Genomic DNA, 16,623 nt, shown 5'->3' with positions numbered 1-16,623 from the left:
CGGCCCCGGCCGGGAACCCGGTAAGGTCACCCGTCGTTGCCAACAGTGACCGGACGGTGACGGCCGGCACCGGGCCTGTGGCAGGCAAGGGGGTACGGCTAGCATGACCGGGGCAGTGATGGGCGGCACGAAGGTGCCCGCTCTGGGGAAACAACCGGCAGGAGGGCGGGTCCTGGTGCAGAAGGCGAAGATCCTCCTGGTCGACGACCGTCCGGAGAACCTGCTCGCCCTGGAGGCGATCCTCTCCGCGCTCGACCAGACGCTCGTGCGCGCCTCCTCGGGCGAGGAGGCGCTCAAGGCGCTCCTCACCGACGATTTCGCGGTCATCCTGCTGGACGTCCAGATGCCCGGCATGGACGGCTTCGAGACCGCCGCGCACATCAAGCGCCGCGAGCGGACCAGGGACATTCCGATCATCTTCCTGACCGCGATCAACCACGGTCCGCACCACACCTTCCGCGGCTACGCGGCCGGCGCGGTCGACTACATCTCGAAGCCCTTCGACCCGTGGGTGCTGCGCGCCAAGGTCTCCGTCTTCGTCGACCTCTACGTGAAGAACACCCAGCTCAAGGAGCAGGCCGCGCTGCTGCGCCTGCAACTGGAGACGGACGAGGAACCGGCCATCGGCGGGGCGCTGCTCGGCGAGCTGTCGGCCCGGCTGGCCGCCGTCGAGGAACAGGCCGAGGCGCTCACCAAGCAGCTCGACGCCACCGCCGACAGCGCCGGCGCCGCCGCGACCGCCGCCCACCTGGAGCGCAAACTGGCCGGCCTGCGCCGGGCCCTGGACGCGCTGCGCCCCGGCGCGAACTGAACGGCCATCAGCGTCACTCGTTCGGGTGGTTCACGGGTCGCTGACGGCGCGTCGGCGGCGCAACCCGCCGAAGTGCGCCCGCGCATGTCCGGGGCCCGGATGCGCCGGTAGGCTGCCCTCCATGGCCACACGAACGCCCGGAAGCGCCGCCGCACGCACCAGCAAGCCCGGGCCGGCCAAGAAGACACCGACCAAGAAGGCCGCCGCCGCCAAGCCCGCGGCCAAACCCGCCGCCAAGAAGGCCCCGGCGAAGAAGGCCCCGGCCAAGAAGGCGGCCGCCCCGGCCCCGGCCGCTCCCGCGCCCAAGCCGATACTCTTCCGGGCCCTCCGCCGGATCTGGCTGGGCCTGGCGCACGCGATCGGCGCGGTGTTCCGCAGCTACGGGCACGGCGCCCGCAACCTGCACCCCGAGCACCGCAAGGACGGCGTGGCGCTGCTGCTGCTGGCGCTCGCCCTGGTGACCGCGGCCGGCACCTGGTTCAGCCCGCAGGGCTGGTTCGGCGAGGCCGCCACCGCCGTGGTCTCCGGCCTGTTCGGCCGGCTCGACGTGCTGGTGCCGTTCCTGCTGGGCGCCGTCACGGTACGCCTGATGCGCCACCCCGAGGTGCCCGAGGCCAACGGCCGGATCGTGATCGGCCTGACCGCGCTGGTGATCGCCGTGCTCGGCCTGGTGCACATCGGCTGCGGCGCGCCCGCGATGGGCAGCGGCGCCACCCGGATCCGGCAGGCCGGCGGCCTGATCGGCTGGGCCGGGTCCACCCCGATGATGGCCGCCGCCGGCCCGCCGCTGGCCGTCCCGCTGCTGCTGCTCCTCGCCCTCTTCGGCCTGCTGGTGGTCACCGCCACCCCGATCAACCGCATCCCGCAGCGCCTTCGCCTGCTGGGCGTGCGGCTCGGCGTGGCCGAGCCGCTGCCCGGCGAGTACGAGGACGCCGACGGCGAACCGGGCAGCGGGGAGCGCGAGTACTCCACCGCCCCGCCGGAGGACGCCGACCCGGACGCGCTTCCGATCACCATCGAGGACGAGGAGGCCGCCGCCCGCCCCAAGCGCCGCCGCCGCAAACCGGCCGAGACGTCCGAGGAGACGCCCGCGTCCGGGCCGCTCTCCTTCGAGAAGGACCCGTACCAGACCCGGGACCTGGCCGCCGGCGTCGCCGCCGACCTGGACGGCGCCCTGCTGTACGGCGTGCCGGGCTCGCCCGCGTTGGGCAGCATGGTCGGCCAGGTCAAGGACAACACCGTCCCTCCGGAGGAGCCCTGGACCCCCGAGGTGCCGTCCGTCCGGGCCCCCGACGGCCACGACGAGGCCCCGGCCCGGATGGAACAGCTCCAGCTGTCCGGCGACGCCGCCTACGCCCTGCCGTCGATGGACCTGCTGGAGCGCGGCGCCCCCGCCAAGGCCCGCTCGCAGGTCAACGACGACATCGTCAACCAGCTCACCGGAGTGTTCGCCGAGTTCAAGGTGGACGCCAAGGTCACAGGCTTCAGCCGCGGCCCGACGGTCACCCGCTACGAGGTCGAGCTCGGCCCCGCCGTGAAGGTCGAGCGGATCACCGCGCTGGCGAAGAACATCGCCTACGCGGTGGCCACCCCCGACGTGCGGATCATCTCGCCGATCCCCGGCAAGTCCGCGGTCGGTGTGGAGATCCCCAACCGGGACCGCGAGATGGTCACCCTCGGCGACCTGCTGCGCTCGCGCACCGCCGCCGAGGACACCCACCCGATGGTGGTCGGCATGGGCAAGGACGTCGAGGGCCACACCGTGATGGCCAACCTGGCGAAGATGCCGCACGTGCTGGTGGCCGGCGCCACCGGCGCGGGCAAGTCGTCCTGCATCAACTGCCTGATCACCTCGGTGCTGGTGCGCGCCACCCCCGACCAGGTCAAGATGGTGCTGGTCGACCCCAAGCGGGTCGAGCTGACCGCCTACGAGGGCATCCCGCACCTGATCACGCCGATCATCACCAACCCGAAGAAGGCCGCCGAGGCCCTCCAGTGGGTGGTGCGCGAGATGGACATGCGCTACGACGACCTGGCGGCCTACGGCTTCCGGCACGTCGACGACTTCAACGCCGCGGTCCGGGCCGGCACCGTGCAGCCGCCGCTGGGCAGCGAACGGGAGCTGACGCCCTACCCGTACCTGCTGGTGATCGTCGACGAGCTGGCCGACCTGATGATGGTCGCCCCGCGCGACGTCGAGGACTCGGTGGTCCGGATCACCCAGCTCGCCCGCGCCGCCGGCATCCACCTGGTGCTGGCCACCCAGCGCCCCTCGGTGGACGTGGTCACCGGTCTGATCAAGGCCAACGTGCCGTCCCGGCTGGCCTTCGCCACCTCGGCGATGGCCGACTCCCGGGTCATCCTCGACCAGCCCGGCGCGGAGAAACTGATCGGCAAGGGCGACGCGCTGTTCCTGCCGATGGGCGCCTCCAAGCCGGTCCGGATGCAGGGCGCGTTCGTCACCGAGGCGGAGATCGCCAGGATCGTCCAGCACTGCAAGGACCAGCTGGCCGCCCGCTACCGGGACGACGTGGTGGTCGGCACCGGCCCCAAGAAGGAGATCGACGAGGAGATCGGCGACGACCTCGACCTGCTGGTCCAGGCCGTCGAACTCGTCGTCACCACCCAGTTCGGCTCCACCTCGATGCTCCAGCGCAAACTGCGGGTCGGCTTCGCCAAGGCCGGCCGGCTGATGGACCTGATGGAGTCGCGCGGCATCGTCGGCCCCAGCGAGGGCTCCAAGGCCCGCGACGTGCTGGTCAAACCGGACGAACTGGACGGTGTCCTGGTGACGCTGCGCGGGTGAGCGGCGGGTGGTTTCCGGTGGCCGGAGAACGAGGTGACCACCCGTCAACTTCAGTGGCGGGACTGTGGCACGTTCGGGCCCCCTCCGGTTGAGAAACGTTACGTCAGCACCCCTAGACTGGTTCCTCAGCAGATGGCCTCCGCTCGAAAGGCGTGCCCAGTGACCATCGGCAAGTTCCCCCGCCGCTCCGCCCTCGGCTCCTCCGCGCTCGCCTCCGTCAACCCGGAGCGCCCTGCGGAGCCGAGTCACGCCGCCGACGGGCCGAGCATCGGGCGGCTGCTCGCCAGGGCCCGGATCGACGCCGGCCTGACGGTCGACCAGGTCAGCACCCGCACCCGGATCCGGGTGCCGATCGTGCACGCGGTCGAGTCCGACGACTTCGACCGCTGCGGCGGCGCCTTCTACGCCCGCGGCCACCTGCGGCTGCTGGCCCGCGAGGTCGGCCTGGACGGCGAGGCGCTGGTCGCCCGCTACGACGCCGAGTACGGCGGGGCCGCCGCAGGGCCCGCGAGCCGGTTGTTCGAGACCGGGCCGATCAAGGTCACCGACCACCGCCGCCCGAACTGGACGGCCGCCATGGTGCTCGCGATCGTCGCGGTGGTCGTGCTGATCGGCTACAACCTGGTCGGCTCCTCGTCCTCCTCCGACGGCCCCGGAGCGGCCAGCGCCCCGCTGCCCTCCGGCGTCTCCGCCCCGGCCACCACGGAGGCCTCCGCGCAGCCGCCGGCCCCCGAGAAGGGCACCGGCGCGGTTGCCGCCGCCCCCGCCGACAAGGTCACCGTCAAGCTGGTCGCCGGGCAGGACAAGAGCTGGGTCACCGCCAAGGACGGCAGCGGCAAGTCGCTGTTCTCCAACAACCTGGAAGCCGGCCAGGACCAGACCTTCACCGACCCGAAGAGGATCACTCTGGTGATCGGCAACGCCGGGGCCGTGCACCTGTTCGTCAACGGCAAGGACCTCGGTCCGGCCGGTCAGGACGGCCAGGTGGTGCACCTCACCTACACCCCGGGCGACCCGCAGGCAGGCTGATCCGGCCGTTCGAACAAACCGCGCGCCCTCCGGGGGGAACTCCACCGTGGGGCGCGCGTTAATCTTGGCGTCATGCCTGAACCCCGCACTGTCGCCCTGGTCACGCTCGGATGCGCCCGCAACGAGGTCGACTCCGAGGAACTCGCCGGGCGACTGGAGGCCGACGGCTGGCGGCTGGTCGACGACGCCAGCGAAGCCGATGTCGCCGTCGTCAACACCTGCGGGTTCGTCGAGGCCGCCAAGAAGGACTCCGTCGACGCCCTGCTGGAGGCCAACGACCTCAAGGGCCACGGCCGTACCCAGGCCGTGGTCGCGGTCGGCTGCATGGCCGAGCGCTACGGCAAGGAACTCGCCGACGCCCTCCCCGAGGCCGACGGCGTCCTCGGCTTCGACGACTACGCCGACATCTCCACCCGCCTGAACACCATCCTCTCCGGCGGCCACGTCGAGGCCCACACGCCCCGCGACCGCCGCAAGCTGCTCCCGCTCACCCCCGTCGAACGCCAGGCCGCCGCCGCCGAGGTCGCGCTGCCCGGCCACGGCACCCCCGAGGACCTCCCCGAGGGCCTCGCCCCCGCCTCCGGCCCGCGCACCCTGCGCAAGCGCCTGGACGACGCCCCGGTCGCCTCGATCAAGCTGGCCTCCGGCTGCGACCGCCGCTGTTCGTTCTGCGCCATCCCCGCCTTCCGCGGCTCCTTCATCTCCCGCCGCCCCAGCGACGTGCTGAACGAGGCCGTCTGGCTGGCCGGGCAGGGCGTGCGCGAGGTGGTGCTGGTCTCCGAGAACAACACCTCCTACGGCAAGGACCTCGGCGACATCCGGCTGCTGGAGACCCTGCTCGGCGAGATCGCCGCCGTCGAGGGCATCGAGCGGGTCCGGGTCAGCTACCTGCAGCCCGCCGAGATGCGCCCCGGCCTGATCGACGTGATGACCGCGACGACGAAGGTCATGCCCTACTTCGACCTGTCCTTCCAGCACTCCGCGCCCGCCGTGCTGCGCCGGATGCGCCGCTTCGGCTCCACCGAGCAGTTCCTCGGCCTGCTGGAGTCGATCCGCGCCAAGGCCCCCGAGGCCGGCGCCCGCTCCAACTTCATCGTCGGCTTCCCCGGCGAGACCGAGGAGGACTTCGCGGAGCTGGAACGGTTCATCACGCACGCCGGCCTGGACGCCATCGGCGTCTTCGGCTACTCCGACGAGGACGGCACCGAGGCCGCCGGCTACGACGGCAAGCTCGACCAGGACGTGGTGGACGACCGCGTCACCCGGCTCTCCAAGCTCGCCGAGGAACTCACCGCGCAGCGCGCCGAACAGCGCGTCGGCAGCGAGGTCACCGTGCTGGTCGAGTCGATCGAGGACGGTGTCGTTGAAGGCCGCGCCGCCCACCAGGCCCCCGAGACCGACGGCCTGACCACCCTGCTCGGCGCCGACGACGCCGAGATCGGCCAGTTCTACCGGGCCACCGTGGTCGGCACCGAGGGCGTCGACCTGGTCGCCGAGGCGATCACGCTGCTCGGAGCCGACGTATGACCAAGGGGCCGGGGGCCCCGGCCGAGACCCGGCCGACCCCGGCCGCCGTCCCGCCGGAGCCCGGCCTGTGGAACATCGCCAACGTGCTGACGATGTTCCGGCTGCTGCTGGTTCCGGTCTTCGTGGCGCTGCTGTTCGCCGACGGCGGGCACGACCCCAAGTGGCGGGCGTTCGCCTGGGCGGCATTCGCCGTCGCCATGATCACCGACGTGTTCGACGGCGCGCTGGCCCGCAGCAAGGGCCTGATCACCGACTTCGGCCGGATCGCCGACCCGATCGCCGACAAGGCGATCATGGGCGCCGGCCTGATCGGCCTGTCGATCCTCGGCGACCTGCCCTGGTGGGTCACCGCGGTGATCCTGGCCCGCGAACTCGGCATCACCCTGATGCGGTTCTGGGTGATCCGCTACGCGGTCATCCCGGCCAGCCGCGGCGGGAAGCTGAAGACGCTCACCCAGGGCATCGCGGTCGGCATGTACGTCCTGGTGCTCACCGGCCCGCTGGCCACCGGCCGCGCCGTGATGATGGCGATCGCCGTCGTCCTCACCGTCGGCACCGGCCTCGACTACGTGGTCCAGGCGGTCCGGCTGCGCCGCGAGGGCATCGCCCGGGAGCGCCGCGGTGAGTGAGCTCGCCGCCCGCCTGCTGGCGGCGCTCAAGGCCGACGGTGCCACCCTGGCCGTCGCCGAGTCGCTCACCGGCGGCCTGCTGGCCGCCACCCTGGTGGACGTCCCCGGCGCCTCCGCGGTGTTCCGGGGCTCGGTCACCGCCTACGCCACCGACCTCAAGGCCTCCGTGCTCGGCGTCGACGAGGGCCTGCTGGACGTGCACGGACCGGTCCACCCCGTGGTGGCCCGGCAGATGGCCGAGGGGGCGCGGCAACTGCTCGGCGCCGACTGGGCGCTGGCCACCACCGGCGTCGCCGGGCCCGACCCGCAGGACGGGCAGCCCGTCGGCACCGTGTACGTCGGCCTCGCCGGAGTGCGGGGAACAGAAGCACTGCCGCTCCGGTTGTCCGGTGGGCGTGACACAATCCGGCACCAGTCGGTGAACGCCGCGCTCGACCTGCTGCTGCGCCGGCTGGCCGGGCCGGACGCCGACGGCTGAGCATCACCGACGGCCGGGCCGGGTGGAAACCCGCGAACCCGCCGCAGCCGATGGAGGAACGTGTTACACCGGATGCTCCGGCCGGGCCGAACCCGGTCGGACCGCCCCCGCGTCGATCAGGATTCGACCGGGTGTCCGGAGCCGGACATCTGCCCGTCATGGGTGGTTCGACGGCCCGCAAGGGGAAGAACAGGGGAGGGGACGCCTTGCAGCCCAGAGTGAACACGACCCCGGTCCCCGCACGGGACACGGACAAGGCGGTACGGTGGGGTCGTGACATCTCGATCCGCAGTCCGAGGAGGGAGGCACCGATGATTCTGCTCCGTCGCCTGCTGGGCGATGTGCTGCGTCGGCAGCGCCAGCGCCAGGGCCGCACACTCCGCGAGGTGTCGGCAGCCGCCAGGGTTTCGCTCGGGTACCTCTCCGAGGTCGAGCGGGGTCAGAAGGAGGCATCCTCCGAGTTGCTCTCCGCCATCTGCGACGCGCTCGACGTGCGGATGTCGGAGGTCATGCGCGAGGTCAGCGACGAACTGTCGCTCGCCGAACTTGCGGCGATGGCCACCCTCTCCGAGGGTGATCTGCTGAGGCCGGTGCTCGAACCGGTTCCGCTGCCGGCCCCCGGCGTCGACCGGTCCGGATCCATCTCGCCCAAGGCGGCGATGGACGTGGTGGCGGCCTGACCGGACCTCGACCGTTCCGTTCCCGCGGAGCGCCGGGTGAAGGAGGGCCGCGATGCGCACGTTGCGCAGTGCGCTGTTGCTGGGTGCGACGGCACTGGTGGGCCTGGGTCTGATACTGCTGCTCAAGGGCGGCACCGCGATTTCCGGTGGTGCCGCCCTCGGCATGCTCGCGGCCGGGTGGTGGGGGATGGGGCTCATTCCGGTGCACGCGAAGACGGTGCGAAGCCAGGGAGCGCACAACCAGGGGCGCGGGGAACTGCGCGAAGCGGAAGGCACCTCACCGCAAGATCGCGACGCGGGAGAATGACTTGCACGTGTTCGCGACCTTGCGGACCGGTGCATGGCTTGTCGCGCAGTTCCCCGCGCCCCTGGTGGTGCTCCCGCTGCTATCTGATCCGGTAGCCCTTCGGGGTGGGGTGGAATCCGGCCGTTTCCAGGTGGGGGCCCAGAGGGCTGGTGAGGGCGGGGTGGCCGTTGATGCGTTCGATGGTGAGGGGCTTGGACAGGGCGGCGAGAGCGGCGGTCAGCGCGGGGCCGTCGGTGGACCAGGTGAGCAGGGACTTGCCGCCGCGTTCGAGGTAGAGGACCAGCTCGCCGTCCACCAGCGCGACCAGCGAGCCGGCCTTGCGGGCCGGGCGGTGCGCGCCTGTGGTGTCCGCGGGGGGTTCCGGCCAGGGCAGCGCCGCGCCGAACGCGTTGGCGGGGTCGGCGGCGGCCAGCGCGATCGCCTGCGGGGCCTCCGCGGGCGTGTGCGTGGACCAGTCGCCGTTCGTGCGCTCCAGGCGGGAGTTGACGGAGCGCAGCCGGTCTGCCGCGCCCTCCATGGCGAACTGGGCGCCGCCGAGGCCTTCCACGAAGTAGCCGCGGCGGGCCTTGCCGCGTTCCTCGAAGGCGGCCAGGACGCGGTAGACGCCGGCGAAGCCGCCGGGGATGCGTTCGGCGGCGACGGTGCCGCGGGTGAGGATGCCGTGGCGGTCCAGCAGGGCTTGGGCCTGGGCGGCGGCCCGTACTGTCGGGTCGCCGCCGAAGGACGGCAGCAGTGACCAGCGGCCGGCGGCCGTGGGCGGGCCGGTGCGGGAGCCGGTGCGGGCCAGGCCGCGGCCCGCGCCGCCGTAGCGGCCGCGCGGGGTGGAGCGTGGGGCCCGGTGGGCGGTCGCGCCGGCGGTGCGGCCGGAGCCGAGGAGGTTGCGCAGCGGGGCCAGGGTGTCGTTGGTGACGTAGCCGGCCCAGACCAGATCCCAGAGGGCGTCGACGATCTCGGCGTCCGGGGTGTCGGGGACGCGTTCGGCGAGCTGGCGGAAGAACGCGCCGTAGCCGCCGGTGAGTGCTTCGAGCAGCGCCGTGTGGACCGGGCCGGGGGTGAGCGGCAGGGGTTCGGGGCGCAGCAGGTGGGCGTTCTCCGGCAGGTGCAGGCTGATCCAGCCGTCCTTGCCCGGGAGGGCGCCCGCGCCGGACCAGCCGATCTCGCCAGCGGCCATCAGTTCGTCCAGCAGGCCGGGGGAGTAGTCGGTGAGGCGGGCGGGCAGGACGAGTTTTTCCAGGGCGGAGGCGGGCAGGGCGGTGCCCTGGAGCTGTTCGACGACGCGGTAGAGGCCGTCGGCTCCGCGCAGTCTGTGCCCGGCGAGGTGCTGCCACTGCGGGAGGAACGCGGCCAGGGCCTTCGGCGGGACGGCCTCGACCTCCTGGCGCAGGGCGGCGAGCGAGCGGCGGCGCAGACGGCGCAGGACGTCGGCGTCGCACCACTCGGGTGTGGTGCCGGTGGCCTCGGGCCGGAACTCGCCCTGGACCAGGCGGCCGGCGGCGGTGAGGCGGTGCAGGGTGCCGGTGACGACGGCGGTGCCGAGGCCGAAGCGTTCGGCGGCGTCGTGGGCGGTGAACGGGCCGTGGGTGCGGGCGTAGCGGGCCAGCAGGTCGCCGAGGGGGTCCTTGACGGGCTCGGTGAAGGCCTCGGGGACGCCGACCGGCAGCGGGGTGCCGAGGGCGTCGCGGAGGCGGCCGGCGTCCTCGATGGCGGACCAGCGCAGTTCGCCGCCGATCCGGACCTGGATGACCCGGCGGGCGGCTTCGAGTTCCAGTGCCCACAGCGGTTCGGCGCCGCGTTCGGTGAGTTCGGCCTCGCCGAGCGGGCCGAGCAGGCGCAGGGCGTCGGCGACGCCCTCGGCGTCCTTGATCCGGCGCTCCGGGGTGCGGCGCTGGAGTTCGGCCTCCAGCTCGGCGAGCACCTTCGGGTCGAGCAGTTCGCGCAGTTCGGCCTGGCCGAGCAGTTCGGACAGCAGCCGGGAGTCGAGCGAGAGGGCGGCGGCGCGGCGTTCGGCGATCGGGGAGTCGCCCTCGTACAGGAACTGGGCGACGTAGCCGAACAGCAGGGAGCGGGCGAACGGTGACGGTTCGGGGGTGGTGACCTCGACCAGGCGGACGGCGCGGGACTCCAGGTCGCGCATCAGCTCGACCAGGCCGGGGACGTCGAAGACGTCCTGCAGGCACTCGCGGACGGCTTCCAGCACGATCGGGAAGGAGCCGTACTCGGCGGCCACTTCGAGGAGTTGGGAGGCGCGCTGGCGTTGCTGCCAGAGCGGGGTGCGCTTGCCGGGGTTGCGGCGGGGCAGCAGCAGGGCGCGGCCGGCGCATTCGCGGAAGCGGGCGGCGAACAGGGCGGAGCCGCCGACCTGGTCGGTGACGAGCTGTTCGATGTCGCCGGAGTCGAAGACGGCGGCGTCGGCGCCGACCGGGGCCTCGTCGGCGGGTGGCGCCGTACTGCCATATGAGGTGGTGGCTGACGGGAAGTCGGCCAGCAGGTCGGCGTCGGGCAGGCGCAGCACGATGCCGTCGTCGGCGTGCATCACCTGCGGGTCCAGGCCGTGCTTCTCGCGCAGCCGGGCGCCGATGGCCAGCGCCCACGGGGCGTGCACCTGGGCGCCGAAGGGGGAGTGGACGATGATCCGCCAGTCGCCGAGTTCGTCGCGGAAGCGTTCGACCACGATGGTGCGGTCGTCGGGCAGGTGGCCGCAGGCCTCGCGCTGTTCGGCGAGGTAGGACAGCACGTTCGCGGACGCCCAGTCGTCCAGGCCGGCTTCGCGCAGGCGGGCGGTGGCGGCGGCGGGCTCCATCGCGCCGACCTCGCGGACGAACGCGCCCACGGCGCGGCCGAGTTCGAGGGGGCGGCCGAGCGAGTCGCCCTTCCAGAAGGGGAGCCGGCCGGGGATGCCGGGGGCGGGGGTGACCAGCACCTTGTCGTGGGTGATGTCCTCGATCCGCCAGGAGGTGGTGCCGAGGGTGAACACGTCGCCGACGCGGGACTCGTACACCATCTCCTCGTCCAGCTCGCCGACCCTTCCGCCGCCCTTCTTCGGGTCGGCACCGGCGATGAAGACGCCGAACAGGCCGCGGTCGGGGATGGTGCCGCCGGAGGTGACGGCGAGGCGCTGGGCGCCCGGGCGGCCGGTGACGGTGCCGGCGACCCGGTCCCAGACCAGGCGGGGGCGCAGCTCGGCGAAGGCGTCGGACGGGTAGCGGCCGGCCAGCATGTCGAGGACGCCGTCGAACGCGGACTGCGGGAGGGTGGCGAACGGGGCGGCACGGCGGCAGAGCGCGAGCAGCTCGTCCACCTCCCAGGTGTCCAGGGCGGTCATCGCGACCAGTTGCTGGGCGAGCACGTCCAGCGGGTTGCGGGGAACGCGCAGGGCCTCGATGCCGCCGGAGCGCATCCGCTCGGTGACCACGGCGGACTGCACCAGGTCGCCCCGGTACTTGGGGAAGACCACGCCGGTGGAGACCGCGCCGACCTGGTGCCCGGCGCGGCCGACCCGCTGCAGGCCGGAGGCCACCGAGGGCGGTGACTCGACCTGCACCACCAGGTCGACGGCGCCCATGTCGATGCCCAGTTCCAGGCTGGAGGTGGCGACCACGGCGGGCAGCCGGCCGGCCTTCAGCTCCTCCTCGACCAGGGCGCGCTGCTCCTTGGACACCGAGCCGTGGTGCGCCCGGGCCAGCAGCGGCGGGGCACCGGCGGCCGCGCCGGAGCCGCCCATCAGCTCGGCGGGGGCGTGCGACTCGGGCAGCGGGCCGCCGGTGGCCCGCTCGTAGGCGATCTCGTTCAGCCGGTTGCACAGGCGTTCGGCGAGGCGGCGGGAGTTGGCGAACACGATGGTCGAGCGGTGCGCCTGCACCAGGTCGACGATCCGCTCCTCGACGTGCGGCCAGATCGAGGACTGTCGCTGCGGGTCGCTCTCCTCGGCGGGCGTGGCGGGCAGGTCGGCGAGGTCGGGGACGGGCACCACCACGGACAGGTCGAAGCGCTTGTCGCTGCCGGGCTGGACGATCGCGGCGCCGCGCTGCGGGCTGAGGTAGCGGGCGACCTCCTCGACCGGGCGGACGGTGGCGGACAGGCCGATCCGGCGGGCCGGGCGGTCCAGCAGTTCGTCCAGCCGCTCCAGGCTGAGCGCCAGGTGCGCGCCGCGCTTGGTGCCGGCCACCGCGTGCACCTCGTCCAGGATCACCGTGTCGATGCCGCGCAGCGCCTCCCGGGAGGCGGAGGTGAGCAGCAGGAACAGCGACTCGGGGGTGGTGATCAGGATGTCCGGCGGGTGGGTGGCGAACTTGCGGCGGTCGGCGGCGGGGGTGTCGCCGGAGCGGATGCCGACCTGCACCTCGGGCTCGGGCAGGCCGAGCCGGACGCTGGCCTGCCGCAGGCCCGCCAGCGGGGCGCGCAGGTTGCGTTCGACGTCCACCGCGAGGGCCTTCAGCGGGGAGATGTAGAGCACCCGGCAGCGGCGCTTGGGGTCGGCCGGGGGCGGGGTGGAGGACAGCCGGTCCAGGGCGGACAGGAAGGCCGCCAGGGTCTTGCCGGAGCCGGTCGGGGCGACCACCAGGACGTCCGTCTCCAGCCGGATCGCCGACCAGGCCCGGGACTGGGCCTCGGTGGGGGCGGCGAACGCACCGGTGAACCAGGAGCGGGTGGCCGGCGCGAAGCCGTCCAGCGGGTTCGGGGTGCCGGACGGGGCAGGGGCGGAGGTGGCCATGCACCCATGGTGCCCCGACGTGCTGACAGGTCACGGGGCGGTCACCGTCTGCCGCAACCCGCTCAGCAAATCGTATTAATCGCTCATATCGTGAGGAACCGGACACCCGACCCCTCGGGCGTCCGGCCCGGCCGACGAGCGGAGCGTGCGATGGAGCAGGTGAGCCAGGCCCCCGACACCACCCCCCGGCGCCGCAGCGCCCGCATGCTCGGCGCGACCCTGCTCTCCGGACTGCTGCTCGGCGGAGCCGTCCCCTACGTCACCGGCACCGACGGCAGCTACCTCAGCTACCTGGTGCTGGACGAGCGCGCCGACGCCCAGGGCGCCGACCACGCCGCCGACCAGGTCCGGGCGGCCGGCGGGCAGGTCGTCCAGAGCTACCCGCAGATCGGCGCCGTGCTCGCCTACGCCGACGGCCGGTTCGCCGAGAAGCTGCGCGCCCGACCCGGGACAGCCGCGGTCGGCGCCACCCGCACCGTGCCCGTACCCTCCCCGCCCCGGCCGCTGGCCGGCGCCGCCTTCGGCCCCGGCGCCGCCACAGCCGACGCGGTCGCGGCCCACGAGGACAGCACCGCCACCGTCCCCGACCCCGGCGAGCACAGCGACTGGAACCTCGCCATGATCGGCGCCGTCGAACGTCCGGCCGGTCACGCCGCGCTGCTGCACCCGCCGCTGGACCGCCCGGCCGACCGGTCCACCGACCGCACCGACGCCGTCCCCACCGCCCAGCAACTGGCCAAGGTCACCGTCGCGGTGCTCGATTCCGGCGTCGACGACACCCACCCCGACCTGCGCGAGGCCGTTGACCCCGCCGCCTCCGCGTCCTGCGCCGACGGCCGCCCCGACTCCCGCAGCGGCGCCTGGCGGCCCGACCCCGCCATCAACGAGAGCGGCCACGGCACCCACGTCGCCGGGATCGTCGGCGCCGCCCGCGACGGCCACGGCGTCACCGGCGTCGCCCCCGGCGTGCGGATCGCCGCCGTCCGGCTGCTCGGCCCGCTCGGCCAGTACTACGCGGAGAACATCGTCTGCGGCATGCTCTGGGCCGCCGACCACGGCGCCCGCGCCATCAACGACAGCTACTTCGCCGACCCGTGGAAGTACAACTGCCCCGAGAACGCCGACCAGGCAGCGCTGATCGCCGCCGTGGGCCGCGCCGTGGCCTACGCCCAGCGCAAGGGCGCCGTGGTGGTCGCCTCGGCCGGCAACGACGCCCAGGACCTCACCGCCACCCGGCCCGACCACCGCAGCCCCAACGACCGCACCGGCGGCGCCCCGCAGGACCGCGAACTCGGCACCGAATGCATCCGGCTGCCGGGCGAACTGCCCGGGGTGGTCACCGTCGGCGCCGTCGACCGCAACGGCCTGCCCGCCTCCTACAGCAACTACGGCCGCGGCCGGATCTCCCTCACCGCACCCGGCGGTGACCCCGACAGCGGCACCGACGGCGCCGTCATCTCCGACTGGCCCGGCGGCAAGTACGCCGCCCTGGCCGGCACCTCGATGTCCGCCGCCCACGTCACCGGCGCCGTCGCCGTGGTCGCCGCCCAGCACCCCGACTGGGACCCCGACCGGATCGCCGCCGCACTCGCCCGGGCCGCCGAGGGCAACTGCGTGCAGACCCTGCCGGTCGGCTGCGAGGACCGCGACTACTACGGCGCCGGCATCCTCGCCCTGCCGCACTGACCGGACGGTGCCCGATACTGGGCGCATGAGGCTGACCGAATTCTGGCGACGGATGCACCTGCACTTCGGCGAGGCGTACGCGGAGTCCTTCGCCCAGGACCACGTGATGGCCGAACTCGGCGGCCGCACCGTCCGCCAGGCCCTGGACGCCGGCTGGGAGGCCAAGGACGTGTGGCGAGTGGTCTGCGTCACCCAGGGAGTGTCGTCGCAGCTGCGATGACCCGATTCGCCGGCCGGTGGGTGAGACTTGCCCGGTGTCCAGCAGTGCAGAAACCCCCGACCGACTTTCCGACGAACTCCTCCCCGCGAGCACCTCAGCGGGCCGGCAGGCCGACGGCGATGCCGCCGACCCCGGTGGCCCGCAGCCGCGCCCCGGTGGCTGGAGCAGCCGCTCGATGCCGCGCTGGCTGCCCCGGGCGATGCTGCTCGCGCTGGTCTGCGTCGGCCTCTTCCAGCTCGCCGACTGGGCGTTCCACCAGCTGATCAACCTGTTCGTGATGCTGCTGGTGGCGTTCTTCCTGTCGCTCGCGATGGAACCCGCCGTGGACCGGATGGCCGCCCGCGGCGTGCGCCGCGGCCTCGGCACCTTCCTGGTGTTCATCGGCGTCGGCCTCGCCGTCGCGGGCTTCCTCACCGCGCTCGGCACCCTGATGGTCGACCAGGTCACCCAGGTCGCCGTGAAGCTGCCGCAGATGCTCCACGACCTGATCGACTGGATCAACCACACCTTCCACACCGAGCTGTCGCTCGACCAGCTCCAGCACCAGGTGCTCAAGGACTCCGGCACCATCGAGAAGTACGCCCAGCAGGCCGCCGACAACGTCTGGGGCGTCACCGGCACCGTCGTCGGCGGGCTCTTCCAGGCCTTCACCGTCGGCCTTTTCACCTTCTACTTCACCGCCGAAGGCCCCCGGGTCCGGCGCACCGTCTGCTCGATGCTGCCGCCCACCAAGCAGGCCGAGGTGCTGCGCGCCTGGGAGATCGCGCTCGCCAAGACCGGCGGCTACCTGTACTCCCGCGCGGTGCTCGCGCTGGTCTCCACCCTCGGGCACTGGGCGTTCTTCACGATCCTCGGACTGCCCTACGCCGCCGCGCTCAGCGTCTGGGTCGGCGTCATGTCTCAGTTCGTCCCCACCATCGGCACCTACCTGGCGGGCGCGCTGCCCGTCCTGGTCGCGTTCACCGGACGGCCCGTGGACGCGCTGTGGGTGCTCGTCTTCGTGACCGTCTACCAGCAGATCGAGAACTACCTGCTGCACCCGCGGATCACCGCCAAGACCGTCGATGTGCACCCCGCCGTCGCCTTCGGCGCGGTGATCGCCGGCGCCGCGCTGCTCGGCGCGGTCGGCGCGCTGATCGCCATCCCGGCCGCGGCCACCCTGCAGGGCTTCGTCGGGACCTACGTGCGCCGCTACGAGGTCGAGGACGACCCGCGGATCGACCGCGGCGAGGAGCGCCGCAGCCGGCGGCGGGAGGCCGTGCGGCGACTGCGGCAGATGGTGTCCGGCACGGAGCAGCCGGAGGAGACGCCGCGCTCCGAGGGCTGACGGCCGCGCGCCCGTGCACCTCCTCACCCGGTCCCGTCACCGCCCCGCCGTGGTTCCTCCGGCGCGAGTAAGCGGTTTCCCCCGCCGCCGGGCTCTTGATGGGTGAGGAGGTGCTCATGGGGGACCAGCAGACCGGCCCGGACGACGAGTTCCGGGCGTTCATCGTCGGTGCCTGGCCGTGACTGATACAGACGGGTACCTGCCCGGGTGGCCGTGGTGGAGGCGAGGACGGGTCTCCACGTCGCCAAGTGGCGGTTCTTCGACAAGCAGCGCGTCGAGCTGCCGGGCCCCGGTCTGCGCCTGCTGACCGACTAGACGCAATACCGGTGATTTAGGTTGATTTTTGGCGAGTCGGGGTGGTCTTGGTCGGTCCGACCAGGACGACGCCGGGCCGGCCCGGTCGTGGCGGGTC

The 16,623-nt window shown here is 73.2% G+C and carries 12 protein-coding genes; 11 read left to right on the top strand and 1 reads right to left on the bottom strand.

The window, feature by feature from the left end; translation table 11 throughout:
* Nucleotides 1-172: 172 nt before the first annotated feature.
* The 8 genes from ACFV18_RS31965 (at nucleotide 173) to ACFV18_RS31930 (ending at nucleotide 8,267) form a co-directional block, all read left to right on the top strand.
* Entirely contained in the window at nucleotides 173-811 is a 639-nt protein-coding gene (locus tag ACFV18_RS31965; protein ID WP_380488803.1) for a two-component system response regulator, read from the top strand.
* Nucleotides 812-932: 121 nt separating this feature from the next.
* Complete coding sequence (locus ACFV18_RS31960) at nucleotides 933-3,617, top strand: DNA translocase FtsK (RefSeq protein ID WP_380488796.1); 2,685 nt, start codon at nucleotides 933-935, stop codon at nucleotides 3,615-3,617.
* Between the two features lie 132 nt (nucleotides 3,618-3,749).
* The gene (locus tag ACFV18_RS31955; RefSeq protein WP_380488795.1) at nucleotides 3,750-4,646 is read left to right on the top strand and encodes a helix-turn-helix domain-containing protein; all 897 of its coding nucleotides are present in this window, start codon (nucleotides 3,750-3,752) and stop codon (nucleotides 4,644-4,646) included.
* A 72-nt stretch (nucleotides 4,647-4,718) separates the two neighbouring features.
* The gene (rimO, locus tag ACFV18_RS31950; RefSeq protein WP_380488794.1) at nucleotides 4,719-6,173 is read left to right on the top strand and encodes a 30S ribosomal protein S12 methylthiotransferase RimO; all 1,455 of its coding nucleotides are present in this window, start codon (nucleotides 4,719-4,721) and stop codon (nucleotides 6,171-6,173) included.
* Nucleotides 6,170-6,802, top strand: a complete 633-nt coding sequence (pgsA, locus tag ACFV18_RS31945; RefSeq protein ID WP_380488793.1) for a CDP-diacylglycerol--glycerol-3-phosphate 3-phosphatidyltransferase — start codon at nucleotides 6,170-6,172, stop codon at nucleotides 6,800-6,802. Before rimO ends, pgsA begins: the two co-directional genes overlap by 4 nt.
* Nucleotides 6,795-7,280, top strand: a complete 486-nt coding sequence (locus ACFV18_RS31940; RefSeq protein WP_380488792.1) for a CinA family protein — start codon at nucleotides 6,795-6,797, stop codon at nucleotides 7,278-7,280. The genes pgsA and ACFV18_RS31940 overlap by 8 nt, the downstream gene beginning before the upstream one ends.
* A 311-nt stretch (nucleotides 7,281-7,591) precedes the next feature.
* On the top strand, nucleotides 7,592-7,960 hold the full coding sequence (locus ACFV18_RS31935; protein ID WP_030457965.1) for a helix-turn-helix domain-containing protein: 369 nt from the start codon (nucleotides 7,592-7,594) through the stop codon (nucleotides 7,958-7,960).
* A 52-nt stretch (nucleotides 7,961-8,012) separates the two neighbouring features.
* Nucleotides 8,013-8,267, top strand: a complete 255-nt coding sequence (locus ACFV18_RS31930) for a hypothetical protein (RefSeq protein WP_380488791.1) — start codon at nucleotides 8,013-8,015, stop codon at nucleotides 8,265-8,267.
* Between the two features lie 79 nt (nucleotides 8,268-8,346).
* On the opposite strand, the gene ACFV18_RS31925 is transcribed toward ACFV18_RS31930, so the two are convergent.
* On the bottom strand, nucleotides 8,347-12,978 hold the full coding sequence (locus ACFV18_RS31925; RefSeq protein WP_380488790.1) for an ATP-dependent helicase: 4,632 nt from the start codon (nucleotides 12,976-12,978) through the stop codon (nucleotides 8,347-8,349).
* Nucleotides 12,979-13,128: 150 nt separating this feature from the next.
* Here ACFV18_RS31925 and ACFV18_RS31920 point away from each other — a divergent pair, with 150 nt between their 5' ends.
* From ACFV18_RS31920 to ACFV18_RS31910, 3 genes are read left to right on the top strand one after another with little or no spacing between them, the layout of a single operon-like run.
* The gene (locus tag ACFV18_RS31920) at nucleotides 13,129-14,664 is read left to right on the top strand and encodes a S8 family serine peptidase (protein WP_380488789.1); all 1,536 of its coding nucleotides are present in this window, start codon (nucleotides 13,129-13,131) and stop codon (nucleotides 14,662-14,664) included.
* Nucleotides 14,665-14,689: 25 nt separating this feature from the next.
* Nucleotides 14,690-14,884 carry a DUF3046 domain-containing protein gene (locus ACFV18_RS31915; protein ID WP_380488788.1) on the top strand — a complete coding sequence of 65 codons (195 nt, stop codon included), beginning with the start codon at nucleotides 14,690-14,692 and terminating at the stop codon, nucleotides 14,882-14,884.
* A gap of 34 nt (nucleotides 14,885-14,918) precedes the next feature.
* Nucleotides 14,919-16,211, top strand: coding sequence for an AI-2E family transporter (locus ACFV18_RS31910; RefSeq protein WP_380488787.1), 1,293 nt, complete (start codon nucleotides 14,919-14,921; stop codon nucleotides 16,209-16,211).
* Nucleotides 16,212-16,623 lie beyond the last annotated feature (412 nt).

This window comes from Kitasatospora sp. NPDC059673, assembly GCF_042734215.1.
GTDB lineage: Bacteria > Actinomycetota > Actinomycetes > Streptomycetales > Streptomycetaceae > Kitasatospora.
Note: the sequence above shows the minus strand (reverse complement) of the source record. Positions and strands in the feature narration are given on the sequence as shown.